Source organism: Dickeya sp. MK7 (assembly GCF_000406305.1).
GTDB lineage: Bacteria > Pseudomonadota > Gammaproteobacteria > Enterobacterales > Enterobacteriaceae > Dickeya > Dickeya fangzhongdai.
The window spans coordinates 484,032-503,503 of sequence record NZ_CM001984.1 but is presented as its reverse complement, the minus strand read 5'-3'; the positions used below and the strand labels follow the sequence as shown (position 1 = coordinate 503,503).

The 19,472-nt window shown below is 58.5% G+C and carries 17 protein-coding genes; 13 read left to right on the top strand and 4 right to left on the bottom strand.

The features are described from left to right. The first annotated feature begins 136 nt into the window (after nucleotides 1–136). The 6 genes from DXXMK7_RS02365 (at nucleotide 137) to DXXMK7_RS21525 (ending at nucleotide 6,059) form a co-directional block, all read left to right on the top strand. Nucleotides 137–1,765 carry an ABC transporter substrate-binding protein gene (locus DXXMK7_RS02365; RefSeq protein ID WP_038917693.1) on the top strand — a complete coding sequence of 543 codons (1,629 nt, stop codon included), beginning with the start codon at nucleotides 137–139 and terminating at the stop codon, nucleotides 1,763–1,765. Next, nucleotides 1,743–2,708: an ABC transporter permease gene (locus tag DXXMK7_RS02360; protein WP_038662791.1), complete on the top strand. Its 966-nt coding sequence runs from the start codon at nucleotides 1,743–1,745 to the stop codon at nucleotides 2,706–2,708. The genes DXXMK7_RS02365 and DXXMK7_RS02360 overlap by 23 nt, the downstream gene beginning before the upstream one ends. A 31-nt stretch (nucleotides 2,709–2,739) precedes the next feature. Then, complete coding sequence (locus DXXMK7_RS02355) at nucleotides 2,740–3,579, top strand: ABC transporter permease (RefSeq protein WP_107760757.1); 840 nt, start codon at nucleotides 2,740–2,742, stop codon at nucleotides 3,577–3,579. After that, a complete protein-coding gene (locus DXXMK7_RS02350) occupies nucleotides 3,576–5,276 on the top strand; it encodes an ABC transporter ATP-binding protein (protein WP_038917691.1) in 1,701 nt (566 codons plus the stop codon). The genes DXXMK7_RS02355 and DXXMK7_RS02350 overlap by 4 nt, the downstream gene beginning before the upstream one ends. A 313-nt stretch (nucleotides 5,277–5,589) precedes the next feature. Further along, nucleotides 5,590–5,748: a hypothetical protein gene (locus tag DXXMK7_RS22965; protein WP_231348833.1), complete on the top strand. Its 159-nt coding sequence runs from the start codon at nucleotides 5,590–5,592 to the stop codon at nucleotides 5,746–5,748. Between the two features lie 26 nt (nucleotides 5,749–5,774). Further along, the gene (locus DXXMK7_RS21525) at nucleotides 5,775–6,059 is read left to right on the top strand and encodes a hypothetical protein (protein WP_071605142.1); all 285 of its coding nucleotides are present in this window, start codon (nucleotides 5,775–5,777) and stop codon (nucleotides 6,057–6,059) included. Nucleotides 6,060–6,077: 18 nt separating this feature from the next. Here the strand turns inward: DXXMK7_RS21525 and rhaR are convergent, their stop codons facing one another. Beyond that, nucleotides 6,078–6,932 (bottom strand): HTH-type transcriptional activator RhaR, encoded by an 855-nt coding sequence (gene rhaR, locus DXXMK7_RS02340; RefSeq protein WP_038917689.1) that lies wholly within the window; start codon nucleotides 6,930–6,932, stop codon nucleotides 6,078–6,080. Nucleotides 6,933–6,969: 37 nt separating this feature from the next. Further along, nucleotides 6,970–7,806 carry an HTH-type transcriptional activator RhaS gene (rhaS, locus tag DXXMK7_RS02335; protein ID WP_038917687.1) on the bottom strand — a complete coding sequence of 279 codons (837 nt, stop codon included), beginning with the start codon at nucleotides 7,804–7,806 and terminating at the stop codon, nucleotides 6,970–6,972. Between the two features lie 347 nt (nucleotides 7,807–8,153). Between rhaS and rhaB the strand changes: the two genes are divergently transcribed. The 5 genes from rhaB to DXXMK7_RS02310 all read left to right on the top strand — a co-directional run bounded on the left by rhaB (nucleotide 8,154) and on the right by DXXMK7_RS02310 (nucleotide 14,144). After that, the gene (gene rhaB, locus DXXMK7_RS02330; RefSeq protein ID WP_038917686.1) at nucleotides 8,154–9,626 is read left to right on the top strand and encodes a rhamnulokinase; all 1,473 of its coding nucleotides are present in this window, start codon (nucleotides 8,154–8,156) and stop codon (nucleotides 9,624–9,626) included. After that, nucleotides 9,623–10,879 carry an L-rhamnose isomerase gene (locus DXXMK7_RS02325; protein WP_038917685.1) on the top strand — a complete coding sequence of 419 codons (1,257 nt, stop codon included), beginning with the start codon at nucleotides 9,623–9,625 and terminating at the stop codon, nucleotides 10,877–10,879. Before rhaB ends, DXXMK7_RS02325 begins: the two co-directional genes overlap by 4 nt. Before the next feature lie 9 nt (nucleotides 10,880–10,888). Further along, nucleotides 10,889–11,716: a rhamnulose-1-phosphate aldolase gene (gene rhaD, locus DXXMK7_RS02320; RefSeq protein ID WP_038917684.1), complete on the top strand. Its 828-nt coding sequence runs from the start codon at nucleotides 10,889–10,891 to the stop codon at nucleotides 11,714–11,716. A 178-nt stretch (nucleotides 11,717–11,894) separates the two neighbouring features. Beyond that, entirely contained in the window at nucleotides 11,895–12,209 is a 315-nt protein-coding gene (rhaM, locus tag DXXMK7_RS02315; protein WP_038917683.1) for an L-rhamnose mutarotase, read from the top strand. 345 nt (nucleotides 12,210–12,554) lie between these two features. Further along, nucleotides 12,555–14,144, top strand: coding sequence for a methyl-accepting chemotaxis protein (locus tag DXXMK7_RS02310; protein ID WP_038917681.1), 1,590 nt, complete (start codon nucleotides 12,555–12,557; stop codon nucleotides 14,142–14,144). 86 nt (nucleotides 14,145–14,230) lie between these two features. On the opposite strand, the gene DXXMK7_RS02305 is transcribed toward DXXMK7_RS02310, so the two are convergent. Then, the gene (locus tag DXXMK7_RS02305) at nucleotides 14,231–15,037 is read right to left on the bottom strand and encodes an IclR family transcriptional regulator (RefSeq protein ID WP_038917680.1); all 807 of its coding nucleotides are present in this window, start codon (nucleotides 15,035–15,037) and stop codon (nucleotides 14,231–14,233) included. Between the two features lie 1,326 nt (nucleotides 15,038–16,363). Between DXXMK7_RS02305 and DXXMK7_RS02300 the strand changes: the two genes are divergently transcribed. Both DXXMK7_RS02300 and DXXMK7_RS02295 read left to right on the top strand, forming a co-directional pair. Next, nucleotides 16,364–17,002, top strand: coding sequence for a carbonic anhydrase (locus DXXMK7_RS02300; RefSeq protein WP_038917679.1), 639 nt, complete (start codon nucleotides 16,364–16,366; stop codon nucleotides 17,000–17,002). Next, on the top strand, nucleotides 16,999–18,468 hold the full coding sequence (locus tag DXXMK7_RS02295) for a SulP family inorganic anion transporter (RefSeq protein ID WP_038917678.1): 1,470 nt from the start codon (nucleotides 16,999–17,001) through the stop codon (nucleotides 18,466–18,468). Before DXXMK7_RS02300 ends, DXXMK7_RS02295 begins: the two co-directional genes overlap by 4 nt. A 56-nt stretch (nucleotides 18,469–18,524) precedes the next feature. On the opposite strand, the gene DXXMK7_RS02290 is transcribed toward DXXMK7_RS02295, so the two are convergent. Further along, nucleotides 18,525–19,235 (bottom strand): HD domain-containing protein, encoded by a 711-nt coding sequence (locus DXXMK7_RS02290; protein WP_038917676.1) that lies wholly within the window; start codon nucleotides 19,233–19,235, stop codon nucleotides 18,525–18,527. Nucleotides 19,236–19,472 lie beyond the last annotated feature (237 nt).

Here is a 19,472-nt window from a genome sequence, read left to right as displayed (position 1 = left end):
TAAAAACAGTCTTCTTTTATATCCTTTTGGGAATTAAAAATAATTTTTTATGCTTTTACACACTTCCGGCAACTCCCTAGAGTAGGTTGTTAAGACTACACTCCTTATTACTATGCTAATTTCGAGGACTCAGGGAATGGCGACATTATCTCCGGCAAGCAAAACATCACGGATCTCCTTACTCACCGCAGGGCTGCTGTCTCTGGCGGTGGGCGCATCGCCTTTCGCCCACGCGGCGGACGCCACCGTTACGCCCGTGCAAGGCGGCACGCTGAATATCGGGCTGGGCAGCGATACCCCGGTCATCGATCCATCCATCACCGCTTATTCCGTGGCGGCGCTGGTCGCCCGCAACGTGGTGGATTCGCTGGTTGGTCAGGCGGAAGACAACCGTTTTACGCCCTGGCTGGCCGAACGCTGGGAAATCGGCGACAACAACACCCGTTATACCTTCCACCTGCGTAAGGACGTGACGTTCAGCGACGGCACCAAACTGGACGCGGCGGCGGTAAAATACAACCTGGACCGTATTCTCGACCCGAAAACCACCTCCAGCTACGCCAAGTCCCTGCTGGGGCCAATCGACAGCATTACCACGCCGGACGACTACACGCTGGTGATCAGCTATAAGAGCCCGTTCGCCGCGCTATTGCAGGGGCTGAGCCTGCCGTATTTGGGCATTCAGTCGCCGACGTACCTGAAAAACACTCCGAATACCAGCAACACCATCGTCGGCTCCGGTCCGTTCATTCTGGAATCCTTCGTAAAAGGCAGCGGCAGCCGCCTGAAAAAACGTCCGGATTATCACTGGGGACCGGGCTATGCCGCCCACACCGGTCCGGCCTATCTGGATAAAATCGAATTTAAATATCTGCCGGAATCCTCAGTGCGCCTTGGCGCGTTGAGCAGCGGCCAGGTGCAGGCGATTGACGCCGTGCCGCCCGCCAACGCCGCCGCGCTGAAAAAAGACAACCGTCTGGAACTGATCGCCCGCGAGAACCCTGGCGTTAACCGGGTGCTTTACCTCAACACCTCCAAAGGCCCATTCCAGGATGTCAGCGTGCGCCGCGCCTTCCTGCACGCGGTGGATGCCGCGTCAGCGACAAAAGTGGCGTTCTTCGGCACCCTGAAAGCCGCGGATAATATTCTTGGTCCTTCCACGCTGTATTACGACAAGTCAGCCGCATCGCTGGGCGGTTTTGATCTGAAGAAAGCCAACCAGTTGCTGGATGACGCAGGCTGGAAAACCAAAGACGGCGAAGGCTACCGCACCAAAGACGGCAAACGCCTGACCGTACATTTCGTCTACAGCACCGGTTCATCGGAAGCAGCGGAAATCACCCTGTTCCAGGCAGTGCAGTTCCAGGTGAAACAGGCCGGTATCGATGTCCAGCTTAATCCGGTGGACAGCGGGGGCTTCATCAGCCGCACCAACGATAACGACTACGACATCGCGTCCAACTACTTTGTGCGCGCCGAGCCGGATATCCTGCGTACCGTGTTTGATTCCAACTATATTCCCCCCAACGGCAACAACTTCAGCCGCACCCACTCGCTGGATGACAAGCTGAGAAAAGCCATCGGCGCCAGCGACGCCGAGCGTCAGCAGCTCTACAGCCAGATCCAGCACGAACTGCTCGACCAGGCTTATGCCGTGCCGCTGTTCGTCCCGGCCTACCAACTGGGCCTGTCGAAGAAAGTACAGGGCATCAGCTGGGCCACCAACGCTAAACCGAACTTCTATGATGTCTGGATTAAACCGTAACCTGGCCGTCACGGCTCTCCAGCGACTCTTCACCATCGTGGCTGTGCTCTGGGGCGCAGCCACGCTGACGTTTATTGCCGTCAAGCTGATCCCCGGCGATCCGGTGGCGATCCTGAGCGGCGGCGATAACGTGGTGGATGAGGCGTACCGGGCAGCGCTGATCAAGCAATTCGGGCTCGATCAGCCGCTGTGGATGCAATACCTGCGCTACTGCGGACAAGCGTTGCAAGGCGATTTCGGCATCAGCTATCAGTACCGGCAGCCGGTAGTGGCGTTGATTGGCGACGCCATGCGGGAAACCGTCCAGCTGGCGCTCAGCGCGCTGGTGCTGGCGCTGCTGCTGTCGATCCTCAACGCCTTGCTGACCGCCGGACGCCATGCCCGGCTGCGGGCGCTGATGTCCTGGCTGGAACTGACGCTGCTCAGCACGCCGGTCTACTGGGTCGGCATCGTGTTGCTCAGCGTTTTCAGCTTCCGTCTGCAATGGTTCCCGGTAATGGGCAACGACGGGTTGATATCGCTGGTGCTGCCGGTTGTCACCCTGAGTCTGCCGCTGGCTGCTCTGCTAAGCCAGGTGCTGCGCGACGGGCTGGAAGAGGCGCTATCGCAGCCGTTCGCGCTGACGGTGCGCACCCGCGGCGTCAGCGAAACCTGGCTGCGCGTTCGGCACGGCCTGCGCCACGGCGCGCTGGCGGCGTCAACCCTGACCGGCACCCTGCTGGCGGGCGTGCTGAGCGGCTCGGTGCTGACCGAAACCGTGTTCGGCCGCGCCGGCATCGGCCAGATTACCCTGCACGCCATCGAAAGCCGCGACATGCCGCTGGTGCTGGGGCTGGTGATGCTGTCCGCCCTGCTGTTTGTGGTCATCAACCTGCTGGTGGATGCGCTGTATCTGATTATCGACCCCCGTTTGAGAAAAAAGGCGAACGCCCATGAGCAGTGAACCTTTAACCAGTCGTGAGCCTCTGACGCTGATGCATACCCCTTATCGCACGGTCTATCGTAGCCCCTGGCTGGCGCCGGCAACCCTGCTTCCTGCCGCCGCCGTACTGCTTTTACTGCTGGCGGTGTTTTTCCCTACGCTGTTCACCCACCGCCTGCCGGATGAGATGGACATGGGGGCGGTGCTCCAGCCGCCCAGCGCGGACCACTGGTTCGGCACCGACCCGCTCGGGCGCGACGTGTTCACCCGCGTCGTCTATGGCACGTCACTGTCGCTGAGTATCGGCGTCGGCGCGATGTTAATCGCCTGCCTCGGCGGCGTGCTGCTGGGCACTTTGTCGGCGCTGGCGCCGTTGCCGGTACGCCGCGTACTGGTGCGGCTGCTGGATATCATGCTGGCGTTTCCGGAAATGCTGCTGGCGCTGCTGGTGATCGCGGTGCTGGGGCGCGGCCCGGAAAATACGCTGCTGGCGGTAGGGCTGGCCGGCGTCGCCAGCTATGCGCGGCTGGTGCGCTCGCAGGTGCTGCAGGTGAAACTGTCCGGCTACGTGGAACACGCTGTCGCGCTGGGCGAGCATCCACTGTACATCGTGGTGCGCCATATCATTCCCAACACATTACGGCCGTTGCTGATTCTGGCGACCATCGGCGTCGGCAACGCGGTGCTGTCCGCCTCTGCGCTGAGTTTCCTCGGGCTTGGCGTGGTGCCGCCCACGGCGGAATGGGGCGCGTTGCTGGCCGACGGCCGCAACTTCCTGGATATCGCCCCCTGGGTCAGCCTGTTTCCCGCCAGCGTCGTTGCGCTGTCGGTAATCGTCATCACCCTGCTGGGCCGGCGTTTGCAGGCCATTTTGGCTAAGGGGGCAGCATGAGTCAGTCTGCTTTGCAGCCGTTGCTACGCGTCGATGGATTAAACGTGACCTTCCCCAGCCCGCACGGGCCGGTGGAATCGGTGCTCAACCTGTCGTTTCAGGTTAATCCGGGTGAAATTCTGGCGCTGGTGGGCGAATCCGGCTCCGGCAAATCGGTCACCGCCCGAACGCTGGTCGGGCTGGCGGGTGAACGGGCGCAGATTCAGGCCAACGCTATCGAACTGGTGCGCCACGACGGCAGCCGGTGCGACCTGCAAAAACTCAGCGATCGGCAGTGGCAACAGGTGCGCGGCCGGGAGATCGGCTTCGTGCTGCAAGACGCGCTGGTGTCGCTCGATCCGTTACGGCGCATCGGGCAGGAGGTGGCGGAACCGCTGCTGACCCATAAACTGGCGTCGCGTAACGATGTGGCGACGCGCGTCGCTGAGTTGCTGGCCCAGGTCGGTATTCCCGATCCGGCCAACCGCGCGGCGCAGTACCCGCATGAACTGTCCGGCGGGCTGCGCCAGCGGGCGCTGATCGCCTCGGCGCTGGCCGCCGGGCCAAAACTATTGATCGCCGACGAACCCACCACCGCGCTGGATGCCACCGTCCAGCAGCAGGTACTGAAACTGTTCACCGCGCTGGCGCAGGCCGGACACGGCGTGCTGCTGATCACCCACGATCTGGCGGTGGTGTCGCAGGTCGCCGATCAGGTGATGGTGATGCAGAAAGGTACGCTGGTGGAACGCGGCCCGGCGCGACAGGTGCTGTCCGCTCCCCAGCACCCTTACACCCGCAGGCTGCTGGCCGCTATCCCGACCGCCGCCACCCGCGGCAACTGGCTGGCGGGAGAAAACCCGCTTAGCCCGCAGGCGTCGACTCTGCTCTCTTCCGCCGGCGAATCAGGCGAAAAGAACGGGCTGGCGTTGCAGGTAGACGGCGTATCCGTCTCGTTCAAACGCCCGGACGGCAGCCGTATGACGGCGGTGAACAACATTTCGCTGACGGTGGAACGAGGTGAGACGCTGGGCATTGTCGGCGAATCCGGCTCCGGCAAGACCACGCTGGGGAAAGTGATTCTGGCATTGCAGCAACCGGACAACGGTGAAGTGCGCCTGTCCGGCCAACCGTGGAGCTCGCTGGCCGAACGAGAACGCCGCCCGTTACGCGCCCGTATTCAAACCATCACGCAGGATCCGCTCAGTTCGTTCGATCCGCAGTTCACCATTGAGCAGATCCTACAACAACCGTTGCGCCTACGGCGCGATCTCAGCCCGCCTGTCCGCCAGCAGCGTATTCTTGCTCTGCTGGAACTGGTGGGGTTGTCGCCGACGCTGCTCTCCAGACGACCACAATCGTTATCCGGCGGGCAGCGCCAGCGCATCTCCATCGCCCAGGCGCTGGCGGCGGAGCCGGATGTGCTGATTTGCGACGAACCGGTATCGGCGCTGGATGTCACCACTCAGGCGCAGGTGCTGGACCTGCTGGTGGCGTTGCAGCAACGCTTGCAACTGTCGATGGTGTTTATCTCCCACGATCTGGGGGTGGTACAACACATGAGTCACCGGATTGCGGTCATGAAAGACGGCGACGTGGTGGAACGCGGCACCGTGGAGCAGATTTTTAACCAACCGCAACACCCGTACACCCGGCAATTACTTTCCACCGTCGCCCCGGTAGCGATTAACCGACAAAATAACGATATTTACGCCTGACGTTATTTCAGCGCGCCATCATGTACGTTACGTTTTCAATTAAAATGAAAATGTAGTGCATGATGGCGCCCATTACGTCCAGAACGGCAACCTAAAATCACTTCAGCATAAAATGCTCCAGCCACGGCAATAAATACCTTTGATAGACGTGCTAATCTATAGGCAGCGCGTTGTGACAACGCCAACAAGAATATTAAGGTCGTGACTGATGACAATATTTTCCCGTAGGGTGTTTAAGACTCTATTATTTTTCACCCTTTATTACCTATCACTGAGGTATATCCATCCCTACCCGATAACATTCACGCGGAACATGACCGACCGGCTTGTCACGGTTGCCAACGGTCTGGGATTCCATGATCCGGAGTGGTTTTACCTGCTGGCAGTACTGCTGATTAATATGGTTATCACCGTGGTGTTGTACGGGTTAGGTATGCGAGCATGGAAATACCATCAATCCATGAAACGTTAACCAGAAAAATAAAAATATAATCACTAATGACCACATTTACCCGCAGAGCACTAAAGTCGATTTTATTTATTATTTTATTTTTCTTATCGGTACGTTATGTTCATACCTACCCCGTTCCTATGACCAAAGATCAAGTAACGTTGCTGTTTAGGCTGTCTGATGCTCTCAGTATCCGCGATCCTGAAGATCTTTATATTTCGGCAATGATGGTTATTGAATTAATCACAGCAATACTGGCCTATTTACTTATCATAAAACTCTGGCGTTATTATCACACCTCACGCTCAACACGTCAGCCGTCATCGAAATAACGATAGCCGCCCACCATCTCACGCTTTGCCACCAACCTGAAAACGCTGCCGGTAACCGCTCGGCGTGACGCCGAACGCCTGATGGAACACCACGGAAAAATAGTTGCTGTCGTCAAAGCCGCATTCGGCCGCCACTTCGCTGATGGTCTGGCGATTGTGGCGCAGCAGCTCCATCGCCCGGCACAGCCGTAACTGGCGCAGATACTGCGCAACGCTCATGCCGGTCTGCTGTTTGAAGCGACTGCGCAGGCTGCGCATGCCGATGTCGTGCAACCGGCAGAAATCCTCCAGCCGGAACGGCCGGGCGATGCTGGCGCGTAACGCATTCATCAGCAGGTCCAGCTGTTGGGCGTCGGCCAGTTGCGTGCTGTCCGGCGCGTAGCGATAACGCAGCGCCAGCAACGCAATCTGCAACAGCAGCACTTCGCTGAGCTGTAACGACAGCGGGTCCGATTTCATGCATTCCTGCGTCAGATTTTCCACTTTGTCGCGCAAGGTATCCATGCTCTGGGTCGCCAGCCGCCAGTAGCGTTGTTGCTGCGGCACCTCGCCGCCCGGCAGCAGGTTTTGCCAGTCGGTGGGCAGCGTCAGGCGGTCACGGATATAAAGGATATTGTCCAGCTCCAGGTCATGCACCGATTCGTAGCTGTGACGGTCGCGGGCGGTGACATAGAACAGGTCGCCGCAGGTAATACGGTAGGGAACATCATTCCACAGGTGCAGGCCATTGCCGCGCCAGACGATCACCAGCTCGTCGAAGTCGTGATGATGCAACGGAAACGCCGGCTGCGGGCTGCGCTCCGCCACCGTGACCGTATTCTTGTCGGTAAGAAAGTAATCTTCCGTTCGTAACTTCAACCCGCGGGATGGCACAGCCTGTCGCCCCTATAACGCCTACTGGGATAGGCTCTTAGTCCTCACACAGCGCCTGATGGCGCAACGTTTTGGGGGCCAGCGAAAAGGCTTTGCGAAACTGCGTGGAAAAATGATTGCTGTCGCTAAAGCCGCAATCATGGGCGATGGTGGTGATGGAGTCATCGCTGTGCTGCAACCGACGCCGGGCCTCCAGCAGCCGCAACCGGTTCAGATAGCGCTGCGGCGTCATGCCGGTGTGCTGCTTCAGTTGCCGGTGTAGCGTACGCAGCGACAGCGAAAAGCGGTCCGCCAGCGTTTCCCAATCCACCTCTTCACAAAAGTTGTGCTGCAACCAGCCCAGCAACGCCTGGATGCCCTGCTGTGCGCTGCCGTCGCCCTGCGTCTGGAAACGCTTTTGCCGCAGCAGCACCAGAATTTGCAGGAACAGGCTTTCGCTGGCGGCGATATCCTCCGGCTGATCATGATGCGCCAGCGCCGCCAGTTGCAGGATCAACTGCTTGACCTGCTGCTGGGCGGCGGCGTTCACCTGCCACTGCCCCAGCCACTCGCCATTGGCGCCATACGGCAGAAACGGCGCGATGTCCGACAAAAAGCGAAACCCGCGCGGCGACCGATACAGCACATTGGTCAGGTGCAGTTCCTCCACCTGTTCAAACAGATGGCGATCGTTGTCCCGCACGAAGAACACCGCCCCGCTGCACAGGGCAAAAGGCTGGTCGTTGAACACGTGCACGCCGGCCCCCTGCTCCACCAGCACGATTTCCCAGAAGTCGTGATAATGCTCAGGAAAGGCGCACTGCGGCATGCGAGGTTCCACCGCCACCGTCGCCGCTTGTGAAGCAAAAAACTCTTCGCCATGAAGTTGTGTCATGCCGCGTTCCTCCCCTCAGCGACGCATCCGCATGTCCGGATAGTAGTCAGAAGGCAGGCCCCCGCGCCTTAAAATAGCGCCGCGACATCGCCGTCGCGAGGTCATTTTTTCAAGATCCGGCGGTTAAATCACTGAACTGTGTGCAGGATCACAAGCGTTTACAACTCGTTATTACAGGGTTACAAGCTGACTATCGCCATAAACTGTGAGCCGATTCACAGTCAACTTTGCCATTTTGCCAACCCCATTTTTCAGATGGCACTCACCCAAAGGTGCCGCCGTTCCAACTCTCCTACACTGCCGAACACAGTCACAAACACACCATAACGACAACGGAGAGAACGGCAATGGCGGCCAAGCATTACGTAGCGGTCGATCTCGGCGCATCCAGCGGGCGGGTGATGTTGGCGTCGCTGGAGGTCGAAACCCGGCGGTTGACGCTGGCGGAAACTCACCGTTTCAACAATCCGCTGCGGCACTGGCAGGGGCATCATCTGTGGGATCTGGACGAACTGGAACGCCAGATTCGCCACGGGCTTGAAGCCGTCGACGCGTGCGGCATTCACCCCGTCAGCATCGGTATCGATAGCTGGGGCGTAGACATGGTGCCGCTGGACCGGCAAGGCAACCGGCTGGGTCTGTCTTACGCCTATCGCGACCACCGCACCGACGGCCAGATGGCGCAAGTCATCGCCGAACTGGGCCGCGAGCGCCTCTACCGGCAGACCGGCATCCAGTTTCTGCCGTTCAACACCCTCTACCAACTGCGGGCGCTGCGCCAGCAGGATCCGGACGTCTGGGGGCAGGTGGCGCACCTGCTGATGATCCCGGACTACTTCCACTACCGGCTGACCGGCCAGATGGCCTGCGAATACACCAACGCCAGCACCACCCAGTTGCTGAATCTGGATAGCGGCGACTGGGACCGCTGTCTGCTGGATTATCTGGGCGTGCCGCCCAACTGGCTCGCCGCACCGCGCCAGCCGGGCCGCCGGGTGGGCGACTGGGTAGCACCCAGCGGCCGTGCCGTGCCGGTAGTGACGGTCGCCACCCATGATACCGCCAGCGCGGTGGTCGCCACCCCGCTGACCGACGCGGACAGCGCCTACCTCAGCTCCGGCACCTGGTCGCTGATCGGTATTGAAAGCCGTGAACCGTTGGCCGGTCCGGCGGCGCTGGCCGCCAACATCACCAATGAAGGCGGGGTCGGCGGCCGTTACCGGGTACTGAAAAATATTATGGGACTCTGGCTGTTGCAGCAGGTGTGTCAGGAACAGCAGATCGCGGACCTGCCGGCGCTGCTTGACGCCGCGGCGGCGCAGCCGGGCTTCGTCAGCCTGATCAATCCGAACGACGCGCGGCTGATTAATCCGCCGTCGATGAGCGACGCGCTGTATGAACTCTGCCGCGAACACGGCCAGCCGCGGCCTGCCAATACCGCCGCGCTGGCGCGCTGCATTCTGGATAGCCTGGCGCTGTCCTACCGTCAGGGCCTGCTGACGCTGGGCGAGCTGCGCGGTGCGCCGCTGCGCCATCTGCATGTGGTGGGCGGCGGCAGTCGTAATAGCCTGCTGAACCAACTGTGCGCCGATGTCTGTCAGGTGCCGGTACTGGCCGGTCCGGCCGAAGCCTCGACCTTCGGCAACATCGGCTGTCAGCTGATGGCGCAGGGCGACGTGGCGGATCTGGACGCCTTTCGCCGTCTGCTCACCGACAACATTCCGCTGCAACCGTTTATCCCCCGACAGGATAGTGATTTTGCTGGTCACTGGCGCCGTTTTCAGGCGCTGTGCCAGGTTAACGAGGAGCTTACCGTATGAATACCGCGATAGAAACCGCCTGGCGGCTGGCCAGAGAACGTTACGCCCGACTGAATATTGATGTGGATGCCGCGCTGCGCCAGCTGGATCAGATTCCGGTCTCCATCCACTGCTGGCAGGGCGACGACGTCGCCGGCTTCGAGCACGACAGCGGCGCGCTGACCGGCGGTATTCAGGCCACCGGCAACTATCCCGGCAAAGCGCGCAACGCCGCCGAACTGCGCGCCGATCTGGAGCAGGCGTTCCGCCAGATCCCCGGCCCGAAGCGATTGAATCTGCACGCCATCTATCTGGAATCGGATACGCCGGTGGCGCGCAACGCCATCGAACCGCACCATTTCAGCCACTGGGTAGCCTGGGCCAAAACACATCAACTGGGGCTGGACTTCAACCCCACCTGTTTTTCGCACCCGCTTAGCAGCGACGGTTTTACCCTGTCGCACCCGGATGAAAACGTGCGCCGTTTCTGGATTGAGCACTGTCAGGCCAGCCGCCGTATTTCCGCCTGGTTCGGACAGGAACTGGGCACCGCGTCGGTAATGAATATCTGGATTCCGGACGGCATGAAGGACCTGACCGTCGACCGGCTGGCGTTCCGTCAGCGGCTGCTGGCGTCGCTCGACGAGGTTCTCGCCGAAAAACTGGACCCGGCGCACCATATCGACGCGGTGGAGAGCAAACTGTTCGGGCTGGGGGCGGAAAGTTTTACCGTCGGCTCCAGCGAGTTTTATCTGGGCTACGCCACCAGCCGCCAGACCGCGCTGTGTCTGGACGCCGGTCACTTCCACCCCACCGAAGTGATTTCCGACAAAATCTCCAGCGCCAGCCTGTTCGTACCGCGCCTGTTGCTGCACGTCAGCCGACCGGTGCGCTGGGACAGCGACCACGTGGTGCTGCTGGACGACGAAACGCAGGCCATCGCCCACGAAGTCGTGCGCCACCGATTGTTCGATCGGGTGCATATCGGGCTGGATTTCTTCGATGCTTCCATCAACCGCATCGCCGCCTGGATTATCGGCACCCGCAACATGAAAAAAGCGCTGCTGCGCGCGCTGCTGGAACCCACCGACACCTTGCGTACGCTGGAACAAAACGGCGACTACACCGCCCGGCTGGCGCTGCTGGAAGAGCAGAAATCGCTGCCGTGGCAGGCGGTGTGGGAACACTACTGCCAGCAGCATGACGTCACGCCCGGCGGCGACTGGCTGCAGTCCGTGCGTCATTACGAAAACACCGTTCTCTGTCAACGTTAAGGATTTGCCATGCAATCACTACTCACCTCCTGGTTTGTACAGGGAATGATCAAGGCCACCGGCGACATGTGGCTCAAAGGCTGGGATGAACGCAACGGCGGCAACATCAGCCTGCGCCTGACCACAGACGACGTGACGCCGTTCGAAAGCGACTTTTATCCGCAGCCGCGGCACGAAGCGCTGTCCCAGCCGATGCCGGAACTGGCAGGCTGCTGGTTTATCGTCACCGGCTCCGGCAAGTTCTTTCGCAATGTCCAACTGGACCCGGCCGACAGTCTGGCGCTGTTGCAGGTGGATGACGACGGCCGCGGTTACCGTATCTTCTGGGGGCTGACCCACGGCGGCCTGCCGACCTCGGAGCTGGCGGCGCATTTTCAGTCGCACATCGTGCGCATGAACCTCAGCGACGGGCGGGATCGGGTCATCATGCACTGCCACGCCACCAACCTGATCGCCCTGAGCTACGTGCTGGAACTGAACAGCGCGGCGTTTACCCGCGAGCTGTGGGAAGGCAGCACCGAATGTCTGGTGGTATTCCCGGACGGCGTCGGCATTGTTCCGTGGATGGTGCCGGGCACCGACGCCATCGGCAGCGCCACCGCTGAGCAGATGCAACACCATTCGCTGGTGCTGTGGCCGTTTCACGGCATCTTCGGCACCGGTCCGTCGCTGGATGACGCCTTCGGTCTGATCGATACCGCCGAAAAATCGGCAGAGGTGATGGTCAAGGTGCGCGCGATGGGCGGGAAGAAGCAGACGATCTCGACTGAAGAGTTGATCGCGCTCGGCGAGCGGTTTGGAGTCACGCCGATGGCGTCCGCCTTACGTGTCGGGTAAATGGCGTTATGCCGGGTGAATATAACCATCAGGATACCATGCGGGCAGAAACGCCGTCGGGGTTCACCGGTAATGGTGAAAAGCAGGCGGAACCCTGACGTCGTGCGCGGCCGGCATGGAACACAAGGATGTTTCCCGACGAATGCGGGCCACTGCCACTGTCTACAGGATGACGAATATGTTGAAAAAAACCTTTGTGATGCCGGTCTTTCCGGATTGCCACGAGGAATACCAGCGTCGCCACAACCCAATCTGGCCGGAGCTGGAAGCGGAACTGAAAGCGCACGGCGCACACCACTACAACATCTTCCTCGACCCGGCGCGCAACCTGCTGTTCGCGTACGTGGAAATCGAATCGGAAGAACGCTGGAACGCCGTCGCGCAAACCGACGCCTGCCAGCGCTGGTGGAAATACATGAAAGAGGTGATGCCCGCCAACCCGGATAATAGCCCGGTCAGCACCGAGCTCAAGGCGGTTTTTTATCTGGATTAATTCGCGTCAGCACGCCAGCCGCTAAAATTAATAGCGCCGAATCATACGATTATTTATTTTGTATGAATTCGTCTCGCAAATAGAAAACTTCCCTTTCTCCCCAATAACTTGAGGCGCAGGACAACGCGCCCGCGCCTTGCACAGCGTGACGTGCTGCTCCTGCAACCTGCATTATTTTGGGCATATTCACAGAAAGAACAAAAAATCATAAATCGGCATCACAAAATCACCATTCAAAAAATAAAAAACAATTCGTCAAAATGACGACTCCCCCCTATGAAGGGAATAAATTTTTGAATTACCCTGCCGTTATTAAAGATACTTTCCCTTGCCAAGAAAAAAACTATGAAAAAATTCTCGCAATTAACCGTCTTTTCCAAGCTGCTGTTCGGTTTTTCCGTGCTGATCGTGATGATGTTGCTGATTGGCGCCGTTTCCATCTATCAACTCAGCGCCAATAATGACCGTATCGACGCCTACCGCGACAATCGCCTGCCGGGGGTGCGCTATACGCTGGAAATGCGTGGCGTCCTGTCTGAATTACGTCTGCAGCAGATACAGTACATCTCTTCCAAAACGCCCGACGAGCGAGAGGGCCATCGCAAGGAACTGTTGCAGAATCAGGATGTATTTCTGAACGCCCAGGCCAATTACGCCAAACTGGTGAAAAACGACGCACAGGACAAACAAGCGCTGTTCGGCCAGGTAACGGATAATTTCAAGAATTTCGTGGACGTCAACGCCAAGGTGATTGACGCGGTCAACAGTGAAAAACTGGACGATGCCAGCAAAATCAGCGGCGCGGTTTCGGCTAAATACCGCACCCAGTTGATGAAGGATCTGGCGAAACTGGTGGAAATGGAGATCGCCAGCGGCGATCAGGCCGCCGTTGAGGCAGCAACGGGTTATCGTACCGCGCTTTATATTCTATCCGGTTTGTTACTGCTGGCGCTGATCGCAACCGGCGTTATCGCCACGCTGATTGCCCGCAACCTGTCCCGTCAGCTTGGCGGCGAGCCGGCCTATGCGGTATCGATCATGAACCAGATCGCCGCCGGGCACCTCAATACCGCCATCAACCTGCGCGCTGGCGACACCCAGAGCCTGCTGGCCACCATGAAGAACATGAATGAAAAGCTGGCTGACATCATCCACAACATCGTGAACGGCAGCGAATCCATCTCGCTGGCGGCCAGCGAAATCGCTCAGGGCAACAGTGACCTGTCGCAGCGTACCGAGGAACAGGCGGCGTCGCTGGTGCAAACCTCCTCCAACATGCAGCAGATCACCGAAACCGTGAAACGCAACGCCGATAACGCCCATCAGGCCAGCGAACTGGCGCGTCAGACGTCGCAAACCGCGGTGCACGGCGGCAACGTGGTGGACGACATGCTCAAGCGTATGCATGAAATTTCCGACAGTTCGCAGAAAATCGTCAACATTATCTCGGTGATCGAAGGCATCGCCTTCCAGACCAACATCCTGGCGCTCAACGCCGCGGTGGAAGCGGCGCGTGCCGGTGAGCAAGGCAAAGGGTTCGCCGTCGTTGCCGGGGAAGTCCGCAATCTGGCGCAGAAGAGCGCGAACGCCGCCAAAGAGATCAAAACGCTGATCGAAGGCACGGTGGAGAAAATCACCGATGGCTCCCGCCACGCCGACACCGCCAGCCACGCGATGGAAGAGATCGTCAGTTCGGTCACCAAGGTCACCGACATCGTGGCGGAAATCTCGATGGCTTCCAACGAACAGCATCAGGGGATCAAGGAAATCGGCATCGCCATTGACCAAATGGACCGCGTGACCCAGCAGAACGCCGCGCTGGTCGAGCAGGCCGCCACCGCCGCCCAGTCCATGACGGAACAGGGCGAGCAGTTACGCGACTCCGTGCGCTTCTTCCATCTGGAAGCACAACAGTCTCCGCTGCGCCTCAACTGATCCATCCCGCCGGGTCGTCGCGTCGACGGCCCGGTTTTCCTGCCTTCCTTCTTACCCCTCGCCCCGCTGTACGGATTCGCGCTTATTTACATGTCGTCGGGCAGGGTTTTCAGCGCCTGAGAAAGCACGTCAGCGGTCTGGCGCAACGGCGTCAACAGAGTTTCCTCATCGATTTGGCACAGCTTGGCCGAAGAAAGCGATAACGAAATGGCGTATTTCACGCGCTGCTGCGCATCAAATACCGGCGCCGCCATGCAGGACACCCCGACTTCGTGCTCTTCCCGATCGAACGCCACCTTGCGCTGGCGCACGTCTTCCAGCTCTCGCTGCATGTGTCCCGGGTCGGTAATGGTATACGGGGTTAGCTTGCGGATATGCGGTTGATGGCGGCCCCAGTAGGAAAAGAGCGCGTCTTTGGTGTCGTCAGCCAGAAACAGTTTCCCCATCGCCGAACTGAACAAGGTCATCTGCTGCCCGAGGTAAGCGCGGGTGCGCAACATACCGGTGGTGGGCTCCAGCTTGTGGAGCAGAATGCAGTAATCGCCGTCGCGCCGGGAAAAATTGACGGTTTCTCCGGTCGCGGCGTTCAGCGCCTGCAACGGCGGTGTAATCAGCCGGATCACCTCTGGCGGCGCCAGCGATGTCAGCCCAACCGTAATGAACCTGGTGGTCAGACGATAACTGCCTGCGGCGGGCGCCGGGGTGACGTAGCCACACGCCTGCAATCCCTGCAACAGGCGATGCACGGTGCTTTTGTTGAGCCGGGCCAGCCCGGCCAAATGCGCCAGCGGGCACCCGTTCGGGTAATTGCTTAAAATCTCAAGCAGCAGAAATCCCCGCAGCAGGCTTTGGTTCCCCGCGGGTTTGTCATGACCGCGCGACATCGTTTCCATGCATCGCTCCCTCTGGCTAAACATTAGCGTCTATCGATACCACGATTCAGCGCAACATGACGTGATCCCAGCCCGCTCTGCTTCACATCGTCAGAAAAAAAGCCGCCTAAGTAGTACGGACACTTTCTACGCGGCGCGACAATAGCTGACAATCATTTACAACGAAAAAGAAAAAATTATCTATTTCCGCAATACCGAATAAATTCTCGTCGCCTTTTTTATCTTCAAAAAAGAAGATAAACATATTATCCGTTATTTATTCGATAAGAAAAATAATACACATCAGGAACAAAACCAGTCCAAAGTCAATTCACTTTCCGGATTAACCGTCTTAACTAAAAATAAAACCCGTCTCTTGATGTGGATTTATTGAAAATAAATTTTATCATCGGACTGGTATTGTCAGATTATTGTTGCTATACATTTAGGCAGTGTTGAAAATAAGGGTGACAGTCAAACCGTGACAGGACGACGACGTAAAAGGACAACAACACAACAGAAAAACACATTGTCACCCTGGTGATAATCGCTGTGTTAAAACGGGTAAGGATGCCTTTCCCTCCGGCGTATTTCCGCTGTACATACGATGATTTTTACAGAGAAATCCGATACTTAAATTAGAAGATAATTTGATAAAAATCATACTGTTAATTTTTTATGACATCCCCACAGGCTTATCTGCTATCGCCTGCGGCGGCTGGCGCTTGCCATGAATAAACCAGACGGCGATCCACGATGCAGGACGACCGGCGCCGTAAAATAACTAAATAAAACAAAGCATAACGAGCGTATCCAACATAATTCGAGTTGCAGAAAGGCGGCGACGCAGCGAATCCCCAGGAGCTTACTCGATTAAGTGACTGAGATGAATGATAAATATTCCGTTAGCAGCGTTAAACGCCGCGTGCTGCGGCCCCGAAGGGGCGAGGCTCATGTATGGCCGAGATGGATGGCTGGGTAATGTAATAAAGCCAACGTACCTGCGACTTGAAGTATGAAGGGTATAAAAATAATGCTGACTGGGACTGGGTAATATTATTACCTCCTGAACTGTCGTTATTTCCCCACAGCAGCAACTGACAGATGCCGTCATTCTTTTTTCTTATTGAATAAAGAATGACAGAGATAAACCGCAGTAATTACTGATCGGAATTATCTTATTTAACAGAAAAAATCATTCCGAATAAGAACGGATGTGACAGTTCCGGTATCGGATAAATACGCGCCGTGAATATGCGACGCGTTAATTAGGCCGTGTCCCGCCATTATCCGGCGAGGCACCTTCTCATTGTGAGTTATGTTCAACCTGGTAGAGAGAGTTCTGTTGTGACGACGCTAAAACCTTTGCTCGCCAAAAACCGCAGTTGGGCACTGCAACGGCGGCAGCGCCACCCCCACTATTTCAGGAAGCACGCGCTGGTGCAAAAACCTCACTCGCTGTGGATCGGCTGTTCCGACAGCCGGGTGCCGGCGGAAGTACTCACCGGATCCGATCCGGGCGAGCTGTTCGTGCACCGCAATATCGCCAACATGGTGAGCCACGACGACGACAACTTCATGAGCGTACTGCAATACGCGCTGGAATACCTGAAAGTGTCGCGCATTGTTCTGTGCGGCCACTACGGCTGCGGCGGGGTGCAGGCGGCGGTCAACCTGCCGGGCATGCCACTGGTGAATGAAGATTCGCCGCTGTCCCGCCGCATCCGATCGTTGCGCGCCTCGCTGGCCCACCATATCGCTTTGCCGGACGACGGTGCGGACGACGCGGACGACGCAGCCCAACGTCAGAATCAACTGGTGGAAGCCAACGTGCTGGAGCAGTTCGCCCGGCTGGTGAACGCGCCGCCGGTGCTGCAAGCCTGGCGCGACGGCGTCGAACTGGGCGTCTATGGCTGCGTTTACGACCTGCACAACGGTCATCTGAAAGAGCTTATTCATCAATACGCCGTGGAGGAATCGACATGAACCTGAGTACGCTTCGGCAGGATATTCCCGCCGGTCTGGTGGTTTTCCTGGTGGCGTTGCCGCTGTGCCTCGGCATCGCCCAGGCCAGCGGTCTGCCGCCGTTCGTCGGCCTGCTGACCGGCCTGATCGGCGGGCTGGTGGTCACCCTGTTCAGCCCATCCCGTTTCGCAGTCAGCGGCCCGGCCGCCGGGCTGGTCACCATTGTTTCCGGCGCTATCGAAACGCTGGGCTCATTCTCCGCGCTGTTGCTGGCGATCATGCTGGCCGGCGTGTTGCAGTTCCTGATGGGGGTCGCCCGCGCCGGACGCTTCATTTCGGTGATTCCCGGCAGCGTCATCCGCGGCATGCTGGCCGCCATCGGTCTGCTTCTGATCATCCAGCAGTTCCCGCTGGCGCTGGGGGCGGACGCCAAAGCCAAATTCAGCAGTCTGTGGCAAAACCCGGCCGCGGCGCTCTCTATCGGCGCTATCGTCGTCGCGGGCGGCGGTTTGCTGCTGCAATGGCTGTGGGGAACCTCGGCGGTAAAAAACCACCGCTATCTGACCTGGCTGCCAGGGCCGCTGGTCGCGGTGCTGTTCGGCGGGATATTCACCCTGTATGGCGCGCAGGCGATGCCGGAAATCCTCGGCAGCATGCCGCGCATCGTACTGCCGGAATTCGCCGGCTTCACCGAAATGACCGACGAGCTGCTGCGCCCGGACTGGCTGGCATGGCGTAACCCGGCCGTCTACATGGTGGCGGTTACGCTGGCGCTGGTCGCCAGCCTGGAAACCCTGCTGAGCCAGGAAGCATTGAAGAAAATCAAGCCGCAGACGCCGCCCCCATCGCCGGACAAGGAACTGCGCGCCCAGGGGATCGGTAATTTTCTGAGCGGCTTTCTCGGCGGTCTGCCCATCACGGCGGTGATCGTGCGCAGTTCGGTCAACGTCAACGCCGGCGCGCGCAGTAAAATCTCCATCCTGCTGCATGGCGTGCTGTTGCTGTTGAGCGTGCTGTACCTGACCGACCTGCTCAACGCCATTCCGCTGGCCAGCCTGGCGGCGGTACTGCTCTATACCGGCTACAAACTGGCGTCGCCGTCGCTGTTTGTCGAACAGTGGAAACAGGGCTGGCAACAGTTCATACCGTTTATCACCACCATCGTCGGCATTATCGCGCTGGGCATGCTGGCGGGGATCGCGCTGGGGATGGTGACGCAATTGCTCATCAATTTCTACGGCAGCCACCGCAACGCGCTGCAGCTCACCCGCTACAGCGATCACTTCGTGCTGCGTTTCCAGCAGAACCTGACGTTTGTCCACAACCCGCGTCTGCAGGGCCTGCTGAACCGCATCCCGGCCAACAGCGTGGTGATTGTGGAACACGACAACGCGGACTATATCGACCCGGATGTACAGGCCGTGTTGCAGGATTTCCGCGATAACGCGCCTGCGCGCGGCATCCGGCTGGCGCAGTGGCCGGTGTGAGATAAGCGTCGTACCGGCAACAGCCGGTACGACGCTTCGGGATTAGCTGGCGCGCGTCAGGTCAGCCAGGGATGCCAGGCGCTGAATTGCGCGCGAACCAGCGGATCCAGCAAGGTCGGGTCGCCATTGACTTCCCCGGCCAGCTTGGCCAGAAAGTCAACCAGCCAGGATGCATTGGCTTCGGCGATGCGTTTGCCTTCCGCCGTATTCATGGTTTCCGGCAAGCGCATCAGTTTGACGCGGAAGTGATCCAGCGTGTAGAGGCGATCGTCCAGCTCGCGATCGCAAGCGAACAGATCCTGCGGATCAAACAACGGCCGCCCCATCATGCCCGCCACATAGAACACCCGCGCCAGCCCCAGCGCGCCGAGCGAATCTAACCGGTCGGCATCCTGCACGATTTTGGCTTCCAGCGTTTCCGCCGTAATGCCGGCGCTGAAGCTGTGCGCCTCAACCGCATGAAACACCGCCGGGTACAGCGCGTAGGGAAAATCGGGGAAATCCAGCGACAGGATACGCACCGCTTCTTCCGCCGCCATGCGCGAAGCCCGGCTGCGATCCGGGTGATTTTTCGGAATCAAAACAATGTCATGCAGCCAGGCGGCGGCGATAATTACCCGCAGGTCGCCCCCTTCCGTGCGCTGAATGTGCCGGGCGCTGTTCGCCACCCGCACCAGATGGTGGTGATCGTGCGCGCTATCCACGGAGTCCGCCAGATGCCGGGCGACGTACTGACTGAGCGTCTGTTCAAAACCAAGTAAATCCATGCCGTTCTCCTGCACCAATCCATTTAGATCACCACAGAATAGCCAAAAAGTAATGACAGCAACATGACTGATGTGGGCAGCGCATTTTTCAAAATTGATAATAAGCGGTAAAATTATTTTAAACAAAAAATGTTTACCCCGGTTTTGTCAATAAATAAACATTTACTTTCCCGACGACACATTATTATATTGAGGCGCTTATACGGTGCCGTAGCGTTTATTTTTTGTTTCCGCTTA